Annotated in this window: 14 protein-coding genes and 2 pseudogenes; 7 read left to right on the plus strand and 9 right to left on the minus strand. The window is 60.3% G+C overall.

Annotation, left to right across the window (positions count from 1 at the left end):
• The first annotated feature begins 20 nt into the window (after positions 1-20).
• Together PJK54_RS06375 and PJK54_RS06380 are read left to right on the plus strand one after the other, a co-directional pair.
• Positions 21-1,334, plus strand: a complete 1,314-nt coding sequence (locus tag PJK54_RS06375; RefSeq protein ID WP_271302493.1) for an NAD(P)/FAD-dependent oxidoreductase — start codon at positions 21-23, stop codon at positions 1,332-1,334.
• A complete protein-coding gene (locus PJK54_RS06380; protein ID WP_271302494.1) occupies positions 1,327-3,156 on the plus strand; it encodes a SulP family inorganic anion transporter in 1,830 nt (609 codons plus the stop codon). Before PJK54_RS06375 ends, PJK54_RS06380 begins: the two co-directional genes overlap by 8 nt.
• A 154-nt stretch (positions 3,157-3,310) precedes the next feature.
• Here the strand turns inward: PJK54_RS06380 and PJK54_RS06385 are convergent, their stop codons facing one another.
• From PJK54_RS06385 to speB, 7 genes are all read right to left on the minus strand, one after another.
• The gene (locus tag PJK54_RS06385; protein ID WP_271302495.1) at positions 3,311-4,777 is read right to left on the minus strand and encodes an aldehyde dehydrogenase family protein; all 1,467 of its coding nucleotides are present in this window, start codon (positions 4,775-4,777) and stop codon (positions 3,311-3,313) included.
• Between the two features lie 80 nt (positions 4,778-4,857).
• Positions 4,858-5,601, minus strand: coding sequence for an MBL fold metallo-hydrolase (locus tag PJK54_RS06390; protein WP_271302496.1), 744 nt, complete (start codon positions 5,599-5,601; stop codon positions 4,858-4,860).
• The gene (locus tag PJK54_RS06395; RefSeq protein ID WP_271302497.1) at positions 5,598-6,374 is read right to left on the minus strand and encodes a carbon-nitrogen hydrolase family protein; all 777 of its coding nucleotides are present in this window, start codon (positions 6,372-6,374) and stop codon (positions 5,598-5,600) included. The genes PJK54_RS06390 and PJK54_RS06395 overlap by 4 nt, the downstream gene beginning before the upstream one ends.
• On the minus strand, positions 6,371-7,735 hold the full coding sequence (locus PJK54_RS06400; RefSeq protein ID WP_271302498.1) for a purine-cytosine permease family protein: 1,365 nt from the start codon (positions 7,733-7,735) through the stop codon (positions 6,371-6,373). The genes PJK54_RS06395 and PJK54_RS06400 overlap by 4 nt, the downstream gene beginning before the upstream one ends.
• Positions 7,736-7,886: 151 nt before the next feature.
• Entirely contained in the window at positions 7,887-9,539 is a 1,653-nt protein-coding gene (locus tag PJK54_RS06405) for a 5-guanidino-2-oxopentanoate decarboxylase (protein ID WP_271302499.1), read from the minus strand.
• A gap of 161 nt (positions 9,540-9,700) precedes the next feature.
• A complete protein-coding gene (locus PJK54_RS06410; protein WP_084209696.1) occupies positions 9,701-11,017 on the minus strand; it encodes a YjiH family protein in 1,317 nt (438 codons plus the stop codon).
• A gap of 308 nt (positions 11,018-11,325) precedes the next feature.
• A complete protein-coding gene (gene speB / locus PJK54_RS06415; RefSeq protein ID WP_176493997.1) occupies positions 11,326-12,276 on the minus strand; it encodes an agmatinase in 951 nt (316 codons plus the stop codon).
• Positions 12,277-12,334: 58 nt separating this feature from the next.
• Here speB and PJK54_RS06420 point away from each other — a divergent pair, with 58 nt between their 5' ends.
• The 3 genes from PJK54_RS06420 (at position 12,335) to PJK54_RS06430 (ending at position 15,233) form a co-directional block, all read left to right on the plus strand.
• Positions 12,335-12,475: a hypothetical protein gene (locus PJK54_RS06420; RefSeq protein WP_176493996.1), complete on the plus strand. Its 141-nt coding sequence runs from the start codon at positions 12,335-12,337 to the stop codon at positions 12,473-12,475.
• 248 nt (positions 12,476-12,723) lie between these two features.
• Positions 12,724-14,382, plus strand: a complete 1,659-nt coding sequence (locus PJK54_RS06425; RefSeq protein ID WP_271302601.1) for a sigma-54 interaction domain-containing protein — start codon at positions 12,724-12,726, stop codon at positions 14,380-14,382.
• A 272-nt stretch (positions 14,383-14,654) separates the two neighbouring features.
• Positions 14,655-15,233: a hypothetical protein gene (locus PJK54_RS06430; protein WP_271302500.1), complete on the plus strand. Its 579-nt coding sequence runs from the start codon at positions 14,655-14,657 to the stop codon at positions 15,231-15,233.
• 54 nt (positions 15,234-15,287) lie between these two features.
• On the opposite strand, the pseudogene PJK54_RS06435 reads toward PJK54_RS06430, so the two are convergent.
• Positions 15,288-15,614, minus strand: a pseudogene (locus PJK54_RS06435) (transposase); the annotation flags it as partial.
• Positions 15,615-15,643: 29 nt separating this feature from the next.
• Between PJK54_RS06435 and PJK54_RS17875 the strand changes: the two are divergent.
• Both PJK54_RS17875 and PJK54_RS06445 read left to right on the plus strand, forming a co-directional pair.
• Positions 15,644-16,306, plus strand: coding sequence for a hypothetical protein (locus PJK54_RS17875; RefSeq protein WP_442870670.1), 663 nt, complete (start codon positions 15,644-15,646; stop codon positions 16,304-16,306).
• Positions 16,303-16,971: a hypothetical protein gene (locus PJK54_RS06445; RefSeq protein WP_271302501.1), complete on the plus strand. Its 669-nt coding sequence runs from the start codon at positions 16,303-16,305 to the stop codon at positions 16,969-16,971. Before PJK54_RS17875 ends, PJK54_RS06445 begins: the two co-directional genes overlap by 4 nt.
• 161 nt (positions 16,972-17,132) lie before the next feature.
• Here PJK54_RS06445 and PJK54_RS06450 read toward each other — a convergent pair.
• Positions 17,133-18,141 (minus strand): annotated as a pseudogene (locus PJK54_RS06450) (IS30 family transposase).
• Positions 18,142-18,179: the final 38 nt, after the last annotated feature.

The raw sequence follows: 18,179 nt of genomic DNA on the forward strand, positions 1-18,179 counted from the left end.
TTCTTTTCAAGGAGTCACGGATGAACAATCCCGCCAGCGATTCAGTCTCATCACCGTCACCAGCAACCAGGGGCGAGACGACCGTCACGGTGCCCCCCAATGCTCACAAGGTGGTGATTCTGGGAGGAGGGGCCGGCGGGATTGCCGTGGCAGCCAGCCTGCTCAAGCGTCAGGCCGGCATGGATATCGCCATCGTCGAGCCATCGGAGCAGCACAGCTACCAGCCGGGCTGGACGATGGTCGGCGGCGGGATCTTCACCCCGGAGTCCACTCGCCGGTCGATGTCCACGGTGATGCCCAAGGGCGTGCACTGGTATCGCGAGTCCGTGGTGGGCATCGACGCGGATGCGCATGAGGTCACGCTGGGGGATGGGCGCAAGCTTCGCTATGAGCGTCTGGTGGTGGCCATCGGGCTTGAGCTGGACTGGGCAGCCATCGAAGGCCTCGAAGAGACCCTGGGCAAGAATGGCGTCACCTCCAATTACCGCTATGATCTCGCGCCTTACACCTGGCAGCTGGTGCAGTCCCTGCGCAGCGGTCGTGCGCTGTTCACCCAGCCACCGATGCCGATCAAGTGTGCGGGCGCCCCCCAGAAGGCGATGTATCTGTCCTGCGATCACTGGCAGCGTGAAGATGTGCTCGGTCAGCTGGAGGTCACCTTCCACAACGCCGGGGGCGTGATGTTCGGCGTGCCGGCCTATGTGCCTGCGCTGGAAGAGGCCGTGAAGGGCTATGGCATCGAGGTGCAGTTCCATCAGCGTCTGATCGCCGTGGATGGGGAAGCGCAGACGGCGCGCTTCGAGGTGGCGGCGGCCGAGGAAGGCGGTGAGCCGCAGATCGTCGAGCAGTCCTTCGACATGCTGCATGTGGTACCGCCCCAGAAGGCGCCGGCCTTGATCAAGGACTCGGGGCTTGCCAACGCCGCTGGCTGGCTGGAGCTTGAACCCGAGACCCTGCAGCACATCACCCATCCCGACATCTTCGGTCTGGGAGATATCAGCGGCACCTCGAACGCCAAGACCGCCGCGGCCGTGCGCAAGCAGGCGCCGGTGGTGGTGGAGAATCTGCTCGCGACCCTGGCCGGCGACTCGCTGGCGGTGGGCTATCGTGGCTATGGCTCCTGCCCGCTGACGGTGGAGAACGGACGCATCGTGCTGGCGGAATTCGGCTACGGCGGTGAGCTGCAGCCGACCTTCCCCAAGTGGCTCAATGACGGTACCCGCCCGACGCGTCTGGCCTGGCAGCTCAAGGCACGTGGCCTGCCGTTCATCTACTGGAACCTGATGCTCAAGGGCCATGAGTGGCTGGCGCGTCCGGCGTCACGCGATGTCTGAGCCGCCCGAGCTGACCAACGCACGCTCGCGCGGCGCGCTGGCCCGCTGGCTGCCGCTGGCGGGTTGGCTTGCCCAGTATGATCGCCAGAGTCTTGGGCGAGATCTGCTGGCGGCGGTGATCGTCAGTGTCATGCTGGTGCCGCAGGCACTCGCCTATGCGCTGCTGGCGGGGCTGCCGGCGCAGGTCGGCCTGTATGCCAGCATGTTGCCGCTGGTGCTGTATGCGCTGTTCGGCACCAGCAGCACGCTGGCTGTCGGGCCGGTGGCGATCATCTCGTTGATGACGGCGTCCGCCATCGCAGGCATGAGCGGTGCCGATGGTGCCGCGCTCTCGACGCCCGAGATGCTCGCCGCTGCGCTGCTGCTGGCGCTCATCTCCGGGGCCATGCTGGTGGCGATGGGGCTGTTGCGGTTGGGGGCGCTGGTGAATTTCATCAGCCACCCGGTGATCTCCGGGTTCATGACGGCCTCCGGTGTCCTGATCATCGCCAGCCAGCTCGGGCCCATGAGCGGCCTGCGCCTGAGTGGCGGCAATCTGCTCGAGATGGGGGAGTCGTGGCTGTCATTGCCGCAAGGGGCCGGCGTGCATTGGCCGACACTGGCCCTCGGGCTGGGCTGCTGGGCCGCCCTGACGCTGGCGCGTCGTCATCTCAAGCAGGGCCTGATGGCCCTCGGGATGCGCGAGAGCGCGGCGGGCATGCTGTGCAAGACCACGCCGATCCTCGCCGTCATCCTGTCCAGTCTGCTGGCCTGGGGCCTGCGGCTTGGCGAGCAGGGTATGGCACTGGTCGGCAGCGTGCCCGGCGGCTTGCCCACCCTGAGCCTGCCGTCCCTTGTCAGCAATGACTGGTCGGGACTGCTGGTGTCGGCGCTGTTGATCAGCGTGGTCGGCTTCGTCGAGTCGCTGGCACTGGCGCAGACTCTCGCCGCGCGTCGGCGTCAGCGCATCGACCCCGACAAGGAGCTGATCGCGCTGGGGCTCTCCAACATGGGTGCAGGCGTCAGCGGCGGCATGCCGATCTCGGGCGGGCTGTCGCGCTCGGTGGTCAACTTCGATGCCGGGGCGGCCACGCCACTGGCGGGGGCCTTCACGGCCATCGGCATTCTGCTCGCCAGTCTGTGGTTGACGGACTGGCTGGCGTGGCTGCCACGCGCGACGCTGGCGGCCATCATCATCGTCGCCACCAGCAGTCTGATCGACCTCGCGGCAATCAGGCGCACCTTCCGCTACTCGAAGGGCGATGGGGCGGCCCTGATGATCACGCTGATCATCACCCTCGTGCAGGGGGTGGAGAGCGGCATCATCGTCGGCATCCTCGTGTCACTGGGGCTCTATCTCAAGCGCACCAGCCAGCCGCACAGTGCGCTGGTCGGACGCGTGCCGGGCAGTGAGCACTTTCGCAATGTCGAGCGACATGAGGTCGAGACCGACCCGGAGCTGGCGATACTGCGCATCGATGAGAGCCTGTATTTCGCCAATGCGCGCTATCTGGAAGACACCGTGCTGGCGTTGGTGGCACAGCAGCCGTCGCTCAGGCATCTGGTGCTGGCCTGCCAGGCGGTCAACCTGATCGATGCCTCCGCGCTGGAAAGCCTGGAGGTCATCAATGAACGCCTGACGGCAGCCGGGGTGTCGCTGCATCTGAGCGAAGTGAAGGGCCCGGTGATGGACCGCCTCAAGCGCTCTGAACTGCCGGTCAATCTCGGCGGCGAGATCTATCTGAGCACCTTCGATGCCTGGCAGGCGCTGAGCATCCACGGCAGCCATTGTGGCCAGTGCTGCGCACGGGATGGGGTCAGCCAGACGGCGGCGGCCGGCTGATAGGAGCAGGCGCTGGTTTCATGGGAAAGCCGTGAAGGGAAGCCGTAAAGGAAAAGTGGTGAAGTAAAAAGGTGAATGAAAACGCCCCGCCTCGGGGATTGCCGAGGCGGGGCGTTTTCGTCATCTGATCAGGCAAGACGCTCAGCCAATACGTTCAGTCAAGTACCGGCCCGATGATGTGCTTGACCTCCAGATAGCCCGCCAGGCCCCACGGGCCCAGTTCACGGCCGATGCCGCTGCGCTTGAAGCCACCCCAGCTGGCCTGTACCAGCGGCAGCTGCTCGCTGTTGTACCACACCACGCCTGCGCGCAGACGGCGGCCGACTCGCTGGGCGCGCCTGGCATCACCGCTGACCACCGTGGCCACCAGCCCGAAATCGCTGTCGTTGGCGAGGCGAATCGCCTCGGCCTCATCCGCCACGCGACGTGAGCACAGCACCGGCCCGAAGATCTCCTCACGCCACAGACGGCTCTCCACCGGGACATCGGTGTAAAGCGTCGGCGCCACGAAGTAGCCCTTGGTCGGCAGGCTGCGATGGGTGTCATCGCGCAGCGCCGTCAGACCTTCCTCGCGCGCCACATTGAGATAGCCCAGCACGGTGTCACGTTGGCGGGCGCTGGTCATCGGTCCCATCTGGGTCGCGGCGTCCAGCGGGTCACCCAGCACCAGTGCATCGATACGACTGGCCAGGGCGGTGTGCAGGTCATCGGCGATGGCCTCATGCACCAGCAGGCGCGAGGTGGCGGAGCAGATCTGCCCGGCATTGAAGTAGATGCCGGCCATCACCCAGTCAGCGGCGTCGTCGATGTCGGCATCTTCCAGCACGATGATCGCTGACTTGCCGCCCAGTTCCAGTGACACCCCACGCGTACCGCAGGCCGCCGCCTGCATGACCTTCTCGCCGACCACATTGCTGCCGGTGAAGGAGATCTTGTCGATGCGCGGATGACGCGTCAGCGGCGCGCCGATGCCTTCGCCATCGCCGTGCAGCAGGTTGAACACGCCTGCCGGCAGTCCGACTTCCAGCGCGATCTCGGCCATCACCTGTTCCGGCAACGGCGTCACTTCAGACGGCTTGATGACCAGGGTGCAGCCCGCGGCGAGCGCCGGCGCGACCTTCCAGGCACTGGTGACCAGCGGGAAGTTCCACGGCGTGATCAGCCCCACCACGCCGGCCGGCTCCTGATAGCTGTGCGCCGCATAGCCTTCGACATCATGCGCTACCACCGCGCCCTGACGCGCATCCAGCGCGCGTGCCTGCTCGGCGTAGTAGCGGTAGCAGCCGATGGCGTCATCGAGATCGATCTCGGCCTCGGCGCGAATCTTGCCGTTGTTGCGGCACGACATTTCCACCAGCGCTTCCCGGCGAGATGTCAGCCCCTCGGCGAAGGCCTCCAGATAGACCGCACGCTCGGCGCCACTCAGTGCCTGCCAGCCCTCGAAGGCATTGGCAGCCGCCGTGACGGCGGCCTCCACATCACGCGCATCCCCCGCCGTCACCTCGGCGATGACGGTTTCCTCGAAAGGATTGGTGACCGCCAGACGGCGCTCGCCGTGGGACTTGACCCACTCGTTGTTGATGAACTGCTGATCGAGCTTGTGCAATGAGGTAGCTGACATGGGAGTTCCTTGCATTGATGGTTCTGGCCTGAGAATTTCTGGAATGAAGTGATGCGAGTTGTCGTGAAGACGAAAGTGACTCAGCGCTGATGACCTCTGAGCCATTGATCGATGAGGGTGTGCAGGCGTTCCCCCGAGAAACTTGGGAAGTGTCCGCCATGCACCATCCTCACCGGTAACTCGCGCAGGCGTCTGAGGCTCTTTGTGTATTCATCGAGATCGCTGTGGTAGGCATCCTCGATGAGCTCGCCGTCATAGATGACGTCGCCTGATATCAGGGTGCCGGTCCGTGACTCCCAGAGTGCCAGTCCGCCTGGCGAGTGGCCCGGGGTATGCAATACCGTGAAAGTGCGACCTCCCAGGTCAATCACATCACCATCTTCTACCTCGGCGATGCTGGCGGGTGCTGTGATGCGATATCCGGTATGCGTATAGGGGGCAGGCGGCAGGATGTCGAACATCTCATCGTCCAGGAACAGGTCGGCCAGGGTGTGTTGATTGTCCGGTGCGGCCAGGATACCGGCTTCCGCCGCGTGCACATGGCAGCAGCCGAATTCATGCGCCGCCCCGATGTGGTCGAAATGGCAGTGGCTGGCGATCGCCGTGATGTCACGCTCTGCCAGCAAGGCGACCTGCTGTCGCAATGGCACCGCCCCCAGCCCGAAATCGACGACGAGATCGCGATCTCGGCCACGCACGTGCCAGATGTTGCAGCGATAGAAGGGCTTGATCCCCGGTTCATCGATCAACGTGATGTCATCACTCAGGCGACGTGTCCGGTACCAGTGCTCAGCATTGCCCCGTGGAAGTGAGAAATGTGTCATGACTGGGGTCTCGTCGGCGGACGCAGATCTTTCAGGTAGTGCTGATGTCGCTGGCTTTCGGCAATCCGCTGTAGATCGATATCTATCATCAGCGTGCCGGTCTGCGTGCCCAGCTGGCCAATGACTTCGCCATCAGGCCCCGCGACCAGGCTGTGCCCGCAATAGTGGAGATTATCCTCGCGGCCTGCGCGATTGATACAGGCGACGAAGCATTGATTGTCGATGGCGCGGGCCCGGATCTGCAGTATCTGACGCTCCGCATTCGGCAGCATGTTGGCGGTCGGCGAAAGAATCACCTGGGCGCCTGACTGTGCCAGCGCTCGCGCCATCTCCGGGAATTCATTGTCATAACAGATCATCAATCCCAGCCTCCCCAGGCGTGTCTCCACGACGCACAGTGCCTCTCCCGGAGTGAAATGGCGTGCCTCCTCATCCCACAGGTGGCGTTTGTGATAGCTGGCCAGAGTCGTACCATCCTCTCCGATCAGCACCGCTGAATTTCTCAGGCTGCCGTCGACGTGGCGTTGTGCGACGCCGAACAGGAGAAAGAGCCCGTGACGGCGCGCCAGCTCTGCCACCTGGCGTTGCAGGGTGCCGTCGTCGGCCAGGACGTCGAGTTGCGCGAAGATGTTGTAGCCGGTCAGTGCCAGCTCGGGAAGAGCCAGGAGATCCGCCCCGGCTAGTACCGCCTGCTCGCACAGGCGGTCTAGCGTCTCCAGATTGCGTCTGATATCGCCGCGAATCGGGTCTGTCTGTGCGATGCAAAGTCTCATGCGGCACGGTCCGTCGGCAGAGTGGCGGGGCGGGCGGCAAGGTCGGCACTGTTGTCTTCGTGCTGTGTCAGCAGCGCAGTGCCCAGCCAGTAGAGCCCCCCGGTGATCAGGAAGACTGGCAGAGAGGCACCGAAGGCCAGAGGTGAAACGAGAGTCCAGTAGGCGGCGAGTGCGGCGCCCATCAGGTAAGCCCCGATGGCGACGCCGGACGTCTTGCGGCCCACCTGATGCGTCGCTTCCAGCAGTGACGCGTCATAGCCCTGGGTACCCACCAGATAGTAGTCCGCGATCATGACCGCGAAGGCCGGAATGAACAGTGCTCCGATGATGAGCAGGAAGTTCTGGAACTGATCGAGAATCCCGGGGATCAGCGCGCCGAAGACGGTCACCACGCCGATGATCAATGCCGGCTTCCAGAAGCTCATCTTAGGGGCCACGTTCATGCAGGACAGCGTAGCGCTGTAGACGGCCATCACGTTGGTGGTCATGACGGAGAAGAAGATGACCAACGCGGCAGGCAGCCCGAACCCGAATCCTGAGAGCAGACGAGTGGGATCATAGGTCTGTTCCAGGCCGTTGAGTACGGAAAGACCGGAAACCGCAGCGCCCAGACCCATGGCGATCAATGCCGCGAGCACATACCCGGCATAGGTCGCCCAGATCGCGATCTTGCCGCTCTTGCAGTTGCGGTTGTAATCGGCCGAGGAGGAAATCCAGGAGAACGCCGTGGCGATCACGATATCGAAAGCGATGCCCAGGGTGATGCCATTACGGGATTCCTGAGGAATATCGATCAGGGTGGTGAGATCGTAGTGATGGTTCAGCTGATAGATGACCAGCGCTGCCAGACCGCCCATCGCCAGTGCCGCCCAGCGCTCCACCCGCTCGATGCCCAGATGGCCGCGCAGCACGATCATCACGACGATGACCTCACACGCCACGGTCATCAACGGCAGGTTGGAATATCCCGTCATCTCACTGATGGCGTAGTCCAGACTCATGCCTGCCAGCAGCGCCTGGATCCAGCTCCAGGCGATCAGCACGCCCATGTTGATGAGCGAGATCAGTTTGCTGCCCGATGGCCCATAGGCGCGTCGGGTCAGCACCATGCTGGTCAGGCCGGTACGTTGTCCCATCAGGCCCACCAGCAACAGCGGGATGGCGCCAATCAGCGAGCCGATCAGAATGCTGCCGATGGTGGTGGAGAAGGTCAGGTCAGGTACCAGCAGCATGCCGGTCAGGATCGTGGTCACGACCACGTTGGCCCCCAGCCACAACGCCATGGTGCCAAGCGCACCCAGGCTCTTGTTCTGCTGATGACTCAGGGTGTCCTTGCCGATGAATCTGGTCAGGAATGACATGTCAGTAGTCTCATGTATGTTGTTGTGGTTATGGCTTCGAATGAGTGACTGTCTGGCGTTCAGGCTCGCAGGGGCGTGGCGCTCTCTGTTGGAGGCTATGTCAGGGACGCTGGTTTACGGCGTTCGGCGCCGCCACCAGCGTCAGGTGTCATCAGGGCGAGACGGCGGCATGCCACCCGGCCGCGTCGATTTCCACCAGCAGCGGGGCGCTTGCGTCGCGCTCGTCCAAGGCGACCTGCAGTGCCTGGGGGGAATCGATGGCGACGGCGGCACAGCCGAAGCCGCGGGCCAGCAGCTGGAAGTCGGGGGCCTGGATGTCGACGCCCAGGCGCGTGACGCCGGCGTTGTCCATGAAGCGGCGAATCTCCTCATAGCCCTGGTTGTGCCACAGCACGATGACGACCGGCAGCTGTTCTTCCACCGCGCAGGCGAGTTCCGACAGCGTGAACATGATGCCGCCATCGCCGACCAGCGCGATCACCGGCAGGTCCGGGCGGCCCAGGGTCGCGCCCATCGCGGCGGGCAGGCCGTAGCCGAGCGTGCCGTAGCCGGTGGAGGCATTGAAGTAGCGGCGCGGTGCCGGCTGGCTGAGCAGGTGGTTGGCTGCGTAGACCGTTGCGCAGGAATCGCCGACCCAGATGGCCTCCGGCAGCGCTTGCTGGAGGGTGTCGAACAGCGGCACGTAGGGCGCGAAGGCCGGGTCGGTCGGCAGGGCAAGCGCTTCCAGCGTCGCGGCGGTGATCTGCGCGCCGCGACGTGTGCCTTGGGGGCTGCCTTCGAGGTCAGTCAGTCGATCGGCGAGCGTCTCCAGCGCCAGGCCGGCATCGGCGACGATACCCAGCGCGGCGGCATGATTGCGCGCCAGCTGCTCGGGGTCGATATCGATGCGGATCAACTCTCCGCCGATCACGAAGCCATCATCGAACACCACGTCGTAATCGGTCTCGCCAAGTTCGGTGCCGATCGCCAGCACCACATCGGCGTCGCGCGCCAGATCGCGTACCGCAGGCAGTGCGGCATTGGCGCCGAGATCCAGCGGGTGGGCGCTGCCCAGAAGGCCCTTGGCATTGATGGTGGTGACGGTGGGAGCATCCAGCGCCTCCACCAGTTGACGCGCGGCCTCGGGCGCGGCGACACAGCCACCGCCCAGCAGTACCAGCGGGCGCTGGGCGCCTGTCAGAAGGGCCACGGCCTCGTCGATCAGCGCCGGGTCCGGCGCGAGACGCCCGATGCGTGAGCGCGTGACGTCATGGGTGCTACGACCGGCAGGCAGTGGAATCTCGGCATTGAACAGGTCAATGGGAATCTCGAGATGCACCGGGCCGGGGCGGGCACCCTCGAACAGCGCAAAGGCACGGGCCAGCACTTCCGGCAGCGCGGACGGGTCGAGCAGGGTGTGGCTGAAGCGCGCCACGCCCGAGATCAGCTGCTGCTGGCTGGGCAGCTCATGCAGACGCCCCTGGCCCCGCCCGAGGGTGTCGGAGCGATTGACGCTGGAAATCACCAGCATCGGGATGGAGTCGGCCAGCGCCTGGCCCATCGCGGTGGTGATGTTGGTCATCCCCGGGCCGGTGATGATGAAGCACACTCCGGGCTTGCCGGTGCTGCGGGCATAGCCATCGGCCATGAAGCCGGCGCCCTGTTCATGGCGCGGGGTGACGTGGCGAATGGTGCGCGCGGCGGGATCAGCATCCGGCTCCAGGCCCCGGTAGAGTTCGACGGTATGTACGCCGGGAATACCGAAGACGGTATCGACGCCGTAGGTGTCACGCAGCAGTCGGATCAGGAGTTCAGCACAGGTCATGGCAGGCTATCCGGCAGACGGGAGCGCCGTGGCGCCCCCGGAAGTCATGAGGAAAAGGAGTCCAAGGAAAAGGAGTCCAAGGAAAAGGAGTCCAAGGAACAGGAGTCCAGGCACAGGAGGCTGGTGGTGGCACAGCGCTCTTGCGGCGTGCTGGCCTCGGCTCAGAATACGAAGACGTGGGCGATACCGGCGATGATCGGCAGGGTGATCAGCGTGCGCAGCACGAAGATGGCCACCAGTTCCCAGATCTTGAGCGGAATCTTCGACTTGAGCAGCAGGGCACCGATCTCGGACATGTAGATCAACTGGGTCAGGGACAGGCAGGCGATCACGAAGCGGGTCAGTTCGCTGTCGATGTCCTTGGCCAGCACCGCCGGCAGGAACATGTCGGCAAAGCCGACCAGCGTCGCCGGGGCTGCCTCTGCCGCGTGGGGAATCTGCAGCAGTTCCAGCAGCGGAATCATCGGGTAGGAGAGCCAGGTGAAGACCGGCGTGAACTCGGCCAGCATCAGCGCCACGGTCCCGATGGCGATCACCACCGGCAGCAGACCGAGGAAGATGTCCGCCACGTTGAAACCGGCCGATTTCACCAGCTTGAGCGGGCCCGGGGCATGCTCGGCGCGCGCGACGGCCATCCCGAGTGAGTAGCGCAGCACGCCACAGTCGCTCTGGTTCTCTTCACTGATCTGACAGCCGACCGGCTCATGGTAGTCATCACGCTTGCGCGACAGCGGCGGCAGACGCGGCACGATGACGGCGGCGATCAGGCCCGCGATGACGACGGTCAGATAGAAGGGCACGAACAGGTGATTGATGTTCATGAAGCTGGTGACCAGCAACGCGAAGGCGATCGAGACTACCGAGAAGTTGGTGGCGATCACCGCCGCTTCGCGCTTGCTGTAGAAGCCCTGCTCGTACTGCTGGGTGGTGATCAGCACGCCGACGGTGCCGGAGCCCATCCATGAAGCGGTGGCATCGATGGCACTGCGTCCCGGCAGATTGAAGATGGCGCGGAACGGACGGCGCACCAGACTGCCGATGAATTCCATGAAGCCGAAGTCCACCAGCAGCGGCAGCAGAATGGCCGCGAAGAAGAAGAAGGTCAGCAGGACAGGGGCGAGATCATTGAGCATCACGCCGCCGGTGAAGGCCGCCGTGACGGCGGCTGGCCCCCACTGGAAGTAGGTCATCAGCGCGAAGATGGCGCCGAGGGCGCGCATGGCAAACCACACCGGCGCGACATCGAACAGCTCATGTGCCGCGCCCTGACGTGCCCAGTTCGGCTTGGCGAGCTTGACGAAGCCGGTGAGGATCACCGACAGACACAGCACCGCGACGGCGATGGCGGGCAAGGCGCTGCCGAGCGTGGCCTTGAGCCAATCGGCCATCAGGCCCATGCCGATGTTGATGGTGTCGCCAACGCTGAACGGCACCAGGAAGAAGCTGACGCCGAGCAGTGACGGCACCAGGAATTTCATCAGCCCCCTGGCCGTGAGCGGCACCGGGCGGGTGGCGATCAGGTCCTTCTTCGGGCGGGCCGCTGGGGTCGCGGCGGAGTCAGACGCGGAGTCATGCTGGGACGGTGCGTGCTCCGCCGTCGGGTCGATGCTGGTTGTCATTCGGGTCACCTTGATCTTGTTGTAATGGTCAGGCTCTGATCGGTCATTCGGCATGCGACATGCCGTCTTCGCGGGGGATTCTTCACGTGCCAGGGACGGGACAGGCCCCTGGCACGCGACCCGCCCTCCGGCGGGGTCTTTCACTGGCTATGGAGGCGCGGTGCGACTCAGTCGCGCTGTTGCACGCCCGGCAGTACGCAGAGCATCTCGTAGAGCAGGGTCGCGCCCATCAGCGCGGTGTTGCCGCTGGTGTCGTAGGGTGGGGAGACTTCCATCAGGTCACCGCCGACGATATTGAGGCCACGTGCGCCGCGCACGATTTCCATGCCCTGGGGCATGGTCAGGCCGCCGGCTTCCACGGTGCCGGTGCCGGGGGCGACGGAGGGGTCCAGTCCGTCGATGTCGAAGGTGATGTACACCGGGCGATCGCCCATCATGTCACGCACTTCGGCCATCAGCGGGGCGAGTGACTTGAACCAGCACATCTCGGCGGTTTCCACGCGGAAGCCCTGCTGACGGCACCAGTCGAAGTCATCGGCGGAGTAGCCGGTGCCACGCAGGCCGATCTGCACCACGCGGTGGCTGTCGAGCAGGCCTTCTTCCTGGGCGCGACGAATCGGCGTGCCGTGGGCGATGGGCTCGCCGAACATGTGGTCATTCACGTCGGCGTGGGCATCGATGTGGATCAGACCGACTGGCCCGTGCTTCTTGGCGATGGCGCGCAGCACCGGCAGGGTGACGGTGTGGTCACCGCCCAGGGTGAGCGGCACGCAATCGTGTCTGAGCACTTCATCGTAGAATTTCTCGATGATGTCCATGCTCTTGGGCAGGTGGAAGGTGTTGATCGGCACATCGCCGATGTCCGCCACCTGCAGGCTGTCGAAGGGCGCGGCGCGGGTGGCCATGTTGTAGGGGCGCAGCATGCGCGATTCATCACGGATCTGACGCGGGCCGAGGCGCGCGCCCGGACGGTTGGAGGTACCGATGTCCAGCGGAATGCCGATGAAGGCGGCATCCAGGCCTTCTGCGGTTTCCTGAGCCGGCAGGCGCATCATGGTGGCCGGGCCGCCGAAACGTGGCATGTCGTTGCCGCCCAGTGGCTGATTGAATTCGCTCATCTGTCTCTCCAGGGTCTTGAGTCGCTCGTAATTCTCTGACGACGAGCGGGGTATTGTGATGGTTCGCCTGATCGCCTGGCCGGACGGTGTCATGAAAGCCGGCGATCTTCCTTGGCGCATACCCCAGCATTGCAGTAACCATGCCAATTTTCAGACGATTGATTTTATTGGATTTTTTAAAGAGGTGGTTGTCGAGTGATTCATTTGTGGATCACTCTTCCGCTAATACCGATTCAAAAATGGATCGTCGATTCATTTGTGGATCACATTCAGGCATCATCGAGAGTGTCTTTTAGCGCAGTACTTGCAGCGCACTGTCAGGTAGTGCGCTGTCGTCAAAAGCACCTCTTGAAAGACGTGCAAGAAAGAGCCGGTAAAAAGAAGTGCTGGAAAGACCTGATAGATAGCCCCGCCCCGATTCACAGGCTCGACCATGAGGTGCCCGCCATGTCAGAGCTCGACCACCAGATTCTCAAGACCATCATCGACACCGCCCATGACCACTATTTCGTGGTGAGCGCGGATGGCCAGGTGCTGGATGTCAGCCCCGGCGCCGCGGCGGTCTATGGCATGACGCGTGAGGCGCTGTGTGCCGCCAACGTGCATGACCTGGAAGCCAGCGGGGTGCTCAAGCCCTCCATCAGCCTGGAGGTGCTGCGCACGGGGCGAACGCTGCAGATGATGCAGCTCACCGCCACTGGACGGCGAGTGGTGGCGCAGGCGCATCCGGTATTCGTCGCGGGCAAGCTCGAGTGCGTGGTCAGCCGCTCGATGGATCTCACCGATATCCAGCTGCTGCAGCAGGAATATGCCGTGCTCCAGCAGCGCTTCACGGATCACCTGCGGCGCAACTCGCGGGGCAGTGAGCTGGGCGGGGGGAGTGCGGGGGAAAGTGATTGGGGGGCGGTGGGGAGTGCGCGCTCCGGTGCCGAGCAGACCACCCATGACGCGCGGCAGCAGGGGCGTGCCCTCTGCGAGCAGGCCGCGCGTGAGCAGGCCGAGTGTGAAGACGCCGCGCTGGAATTGGGCGAGCTACAGGTCAAAAGCCCCGTGATGCGTGAGATAGCGCTGCTGCTCAAGCGGGTCGCGCCCACCAACGCCACGGTATTGATGCTGGGCGAATCCGGGGTCGGCAAGACGGCCTTCGCCCATCAACTGCATCGCTGGAGCCAACGCGCCGACGGCCCCTTCATCGAGGTGAACTGTGGCGCCATCCCCGAAAGCCTGTTCGAGTCCGAGATGTTCGGCTATCAAGCCGGTGCCTTCACCGGCGCGGGCAATCGCGGCAAGGCGGGCCTGATGGAACAGGCCGAAGGCGGCACCCTGTTTCTGGATGAAATCGGTGAGCTGCCGCTCGCCACCCAGACCAAGCTGCTCAAGGTGATTCAGGACGGAATGATCACCCGTCTGGGCGACACCACCACCCGCCGCGCCGACTTCCGGCTGGTCGTCGCCACCAATCAAGACCTCGCCGCCCGCGTGGAGCAGGGCCAGTTCCGCCTCGACCTCTACTACCGCATCAATGTGCTCCCCGTCAGCCTGCCGCCGCTGCGCGAACGCCGCGAAGACATTCCCGCCCTGATAGAGCAACACCTCTCCCGCCTCAATCAACGTCACGGTCGCCGCAAACTCCTTGACGCCTCGTTATGGCCCATCCTCATGCGCCAGGACTGGCTCGGCAATATCCGCGAACTGGAAAACTGGCTGGAACGCGCCTGGCTCAGCGCCCCCAGTGATGTCATCGACAGCGACTCAGTGAAATCACTGCTCAACACTTGTTCCACGAATAACGCTAATGGACTAGGCAATTCATTTGGCTTCAGTAATGAAAAATCCAATGGAATAGGCGTTACTGAAAGTTTTACCACTGCCGATAACTCTCATAGTCCCAATTCCCTCTCAGCGCCTGCTGCTGAGGGGGCGGTAGCCATGCTAATCCCCAAACTTGGCCCTAACGAAACCCTCAAGGAAGGCCTGGCACGTATCGAAGCGCAATGGCTCCAAGAGATGGCTGCCGAGTTACCCAGTACTTATGCGATAGCGAAGAGAGCAGGGATTAGTCAGCCGTCGGTAGTAAGGAAGTTGAAGCATATGTTATTAAAATAATTACCATGTGTCGGATTCCATGTGATTGACCAATCGATTAGCCAATCACACGGGGCCCGACAGCTACCTGAAACACAATTATATTCACTTTATTAGGGATTTATTGTACAATTTGGGATTGAATGCTGAGCGTTCCACATAACACCGCCATCAGAGAAATGTGTCATGTCCGAAAAAATACTTTCCAAAGCTTCTGCTGAGGATTTACCTTCTACGATAATAAAGCTTCCTGAGAAGAATGAGGTGCACGATGCCATGTTGGGGAGTGCCTCATGAGCAACCCCACACAGCGTAAGGTGAAGAAAACTCCCAATCCAATCTTGGTCTGGTCTGGGGTGTTTCTCCTCGTGGGTGCCTTCTGGCATCATTTCGCCAATACTGACCCGACACCGTCACGTATTTTGGCGGTGCTTGGGATTGTCATCATGTATATCGGGTTTCATGCAAAGTCTGGGGCAACTCCCGATGAGGCGAATACGGCCAACCAGGAGAAGGCTCCAGAAGCCCCCCCGGCTACTTGCAAGATTGCGGGCCCTGGCTCCGAATTGACAGATGAAAGCTCGAAATCGAAAGACAAAGAAGCTCTCAAAGAGAAAATTGAGTTGAGATGTAACTGTATTATAGTCGGTCAGGTAATAGCAGCTGCGATTCTGGCCATGGGCTTAACTTCCACTAGTAACAACATGTATAACACCATTGTACTGGTGATCGTCTCTGGCTTTGGCTACCTTGGAATCTCAATTTTTGGTAATGGTTATTTAATCAGTAAATCGCATGTTCATTATGCCTATTCGCTTATTGGCGTGTTGGGATACTTCGCAACGCCTGTCGTCTTTATGCTTGGGCGATAATCCATATAATTTGGTAACTCCCTCACTCAACATATGAGGGAGTTAAATGCCTATTCAAAAATTAGTCATGCACTCAGCGCCATAACCGTCGAGCAGCCGGTGTACCTCATCGCATAGGTGCTCAAATGCTAGATATGCACTCAGTGGCAGCCATGCATACCTCATCTGCCGTCGGAGAATCTCAATCAGATTCAGCTCCGGCGTTTACGCCGATAGGTAGGTCAAGCACACACGCTGCGACATCCACTCAACCATCATCCTCCCGAACACTTTGGAGTGATGCATGCTGGCATTGTCCAGCACCACGACAGCGAAGGTATCAGGGGCTTTCTGATCGGCAAACTGGTCGAATGCATCGATGACCGTCTCGGTAGTCATAGTTCTGCTCCGACCTCTACTACCGCATCAATGTGCTCCCCGTCAGCCTGCCGCCGCTGCGCGAACGCCGCGAAGACATTCCCGCCCTGATAGAGCAACACCTCTCCCGCCTCAATCAACGTCACGGTCGCCGCAAACTCCTTGACGCCTCGTTATGGCCCATCCTCATGCGCCAGGACTGGCTCGGCAATATCCGCGAACTGGAAAACTGGCTGGAACGCGCCTGGCTCAGCGCCCCCAGTGATGTCATCGACAGCGACTCAGTGAAATCACTGCTCAACACTTGTTCCACGAATAACGCTAATGGACTAGGCAATTCATTTGGCTTCAGTAATGAAAAATCCAATGGAATAGGCGTTAATGAAAGTTTTCCCACTGCCGATAACTCTTATCGTCCCAATTCCCTCTCAGCGCCTGCCGCTGAGGGGGCGGTAGCCATGCCAATCCCCAAACTCGGCCCCAACGAAACCCTCAAGGAAGGCCTGGCACGCATCGAAGCACAATGGCTACGTGAAATGGCAGTCGAGTTGCCCAGTACCTATGCGATAGCCAAGAGGGCAGGGGTGAGTCAGCCGACAGTGGTGAGGAAGATGAAAAAATCAGCATGTAATAGGTTTTTAGATTTTATATTCGAGTTTTGTTCATGTGTGTTAGCTTGCATCCTTTTTGTTGACGGTTATTATGGTGAAATATGAATGAAGGTATGGTAGAGGCTTTCAGATCTAAGATGGATGATGATAAAGGTTTTCTATATCATCGTAGATTGCTATTGATTTTTTCTACCATATTGTTAGCTTTAAGTATAGGAGGCGCGAGTATACTAGAGGCAAACACTTTCATTTTCAAAATAAAATTCACTAATCCTGATGGTCTAAACTATATTATTGTTGGTACAGTCGTGTACTTTATACTACGATATTATGCCTATGCTGAAGAATATAGAAAGCATTTGGTTAAATTGACATTTAGTAGGATGATGAATGATTATCGTGTTTTTAGCTATGATTCTAGAAATGAGAGTATTCGAGGTTTGTTAGGTAAAAAGATTGAGTTATGGGTCGGTGATGAGCCTGGAGTTCTAGATGCCATTTATATTGTTTCAGGAGTGTTTCGTAGGTCAATTTTATATGAATCCAACGCAGTAGACGAGGAGGAAGGCGAGTATCTGGTTAATGTATGTATATGTTTAAATGAATATAGTGGAGACTGGAGGCGCAAAGATTTTATCAAGTTGCTTTCATATGAGCTAAAATATACTTTGGCTTCTATATTTAAGCATAGAGAGTATCTGGATGTAATGTTCCCTTTTTTATTGTCTATTATCTCAGTGGTTTCATTTGTTGTATATGGTTTTATTTAGTCCTGCTGTCTCTGACAAGTATTGAAAATACGTTGGGTGATAATGTTTCCTTTGGAAACACAAATAATCAAGCAAGAATAGACTTCTGTAGGGCGTGCTTGTCTATTACGATACATTAGCTGATTATGTTTAGAACGGGTGCAGGCTCTGAGTGCACCACCCTATGGAATTGAGGGCGGTGCTTCATTGTGCTTTGACATCAGTTCATTCATCACCTCGATAGGGAATTTGAAGTCGAAGCGTTTTCGAGGCCGCATATTCAGCTCGAAGGCAATGGCATCCAGCTCTTCCTGACTGGTCAGTGACAGATCCGTTCCCTTAGGGAGGTACTGGCGAATCAGCCCATTGATTTTCTCGTTGCTGCCTCTTTGCCAAGAGCTATGAGGATCACAGAAGTATATAGCGACGCCTGTGTTTTGCGTAATAGCGGCATGCCTAGTCACCTCCCGTCCTTGGTCATACGTCAGGGTTTTTCGTTCTGCCAATGGCATTCTATTCAGCGCGGCACTGAAGCCCTCTATGGCTGAGGTCGCAGTCGCATCATGCATCTTTGCCAGTATCAAGTATCCGCTACTGAGCTCTACAAGAGTACCAACCGCTAAGGCATTGCCTTTGCACTTGATTAGATCGCCTTCTCAATGCCCAGGCATCTCGCGCTTGTCCACCTCGGGCGGGCGAAGGTGCATGCTAACCATGTCGGGAATCTGACCTCGAGGGTCCGTCTCACCACGCCGAGGCTTACGCGTACTTTTTCCTTGCCGCAGGCAATGGATGAGCTATTTGCGCAGTTGCCCAACCGGCAGCGCATAGGTGGCGGTGTAAATCGTCTCGCGACAGACGTAGGCATCTTCAAGCTTGGGTAAATTCATGCGTCGAAGCTTGCCGGCGATCTGCTCGGGAGACAAGTAGCGGCGAAGAGGGTATTCGACAAGCCTGAACCGCTCACTACCGATGGAAAGCTTACGCTTGGGCCGGCAAAAGCGCCGACGTTTGCGCGCGTCCAGCTCGGTAGTCGTTGCCCGGCTCAATATTTAGCGAATTTCGAGGCTGATAATGGAGGAGGAACGACTCAGGCATTGAGCAATGGCTCGAAGGCTCAAGCCTTGAGAGAGGCAAACCTGAATCCTGAATAGTGACACGATCGGTAACGCTGAGTTCTGAGTATAATATGAGCACAATACCTTACAGGGGGAATCGGGTGTTGCACT

Origin of the sequence: Cobetia sp. MMG027, assembly GCF_027947415.1 — a bacterium.
GTDB classification, from domain to species: Bacteria; Pseudomonadota; Gammaproteobacteria; order Pseudomonadales; family Halomonadaceae; genus Cobetia; species Cobetia marina.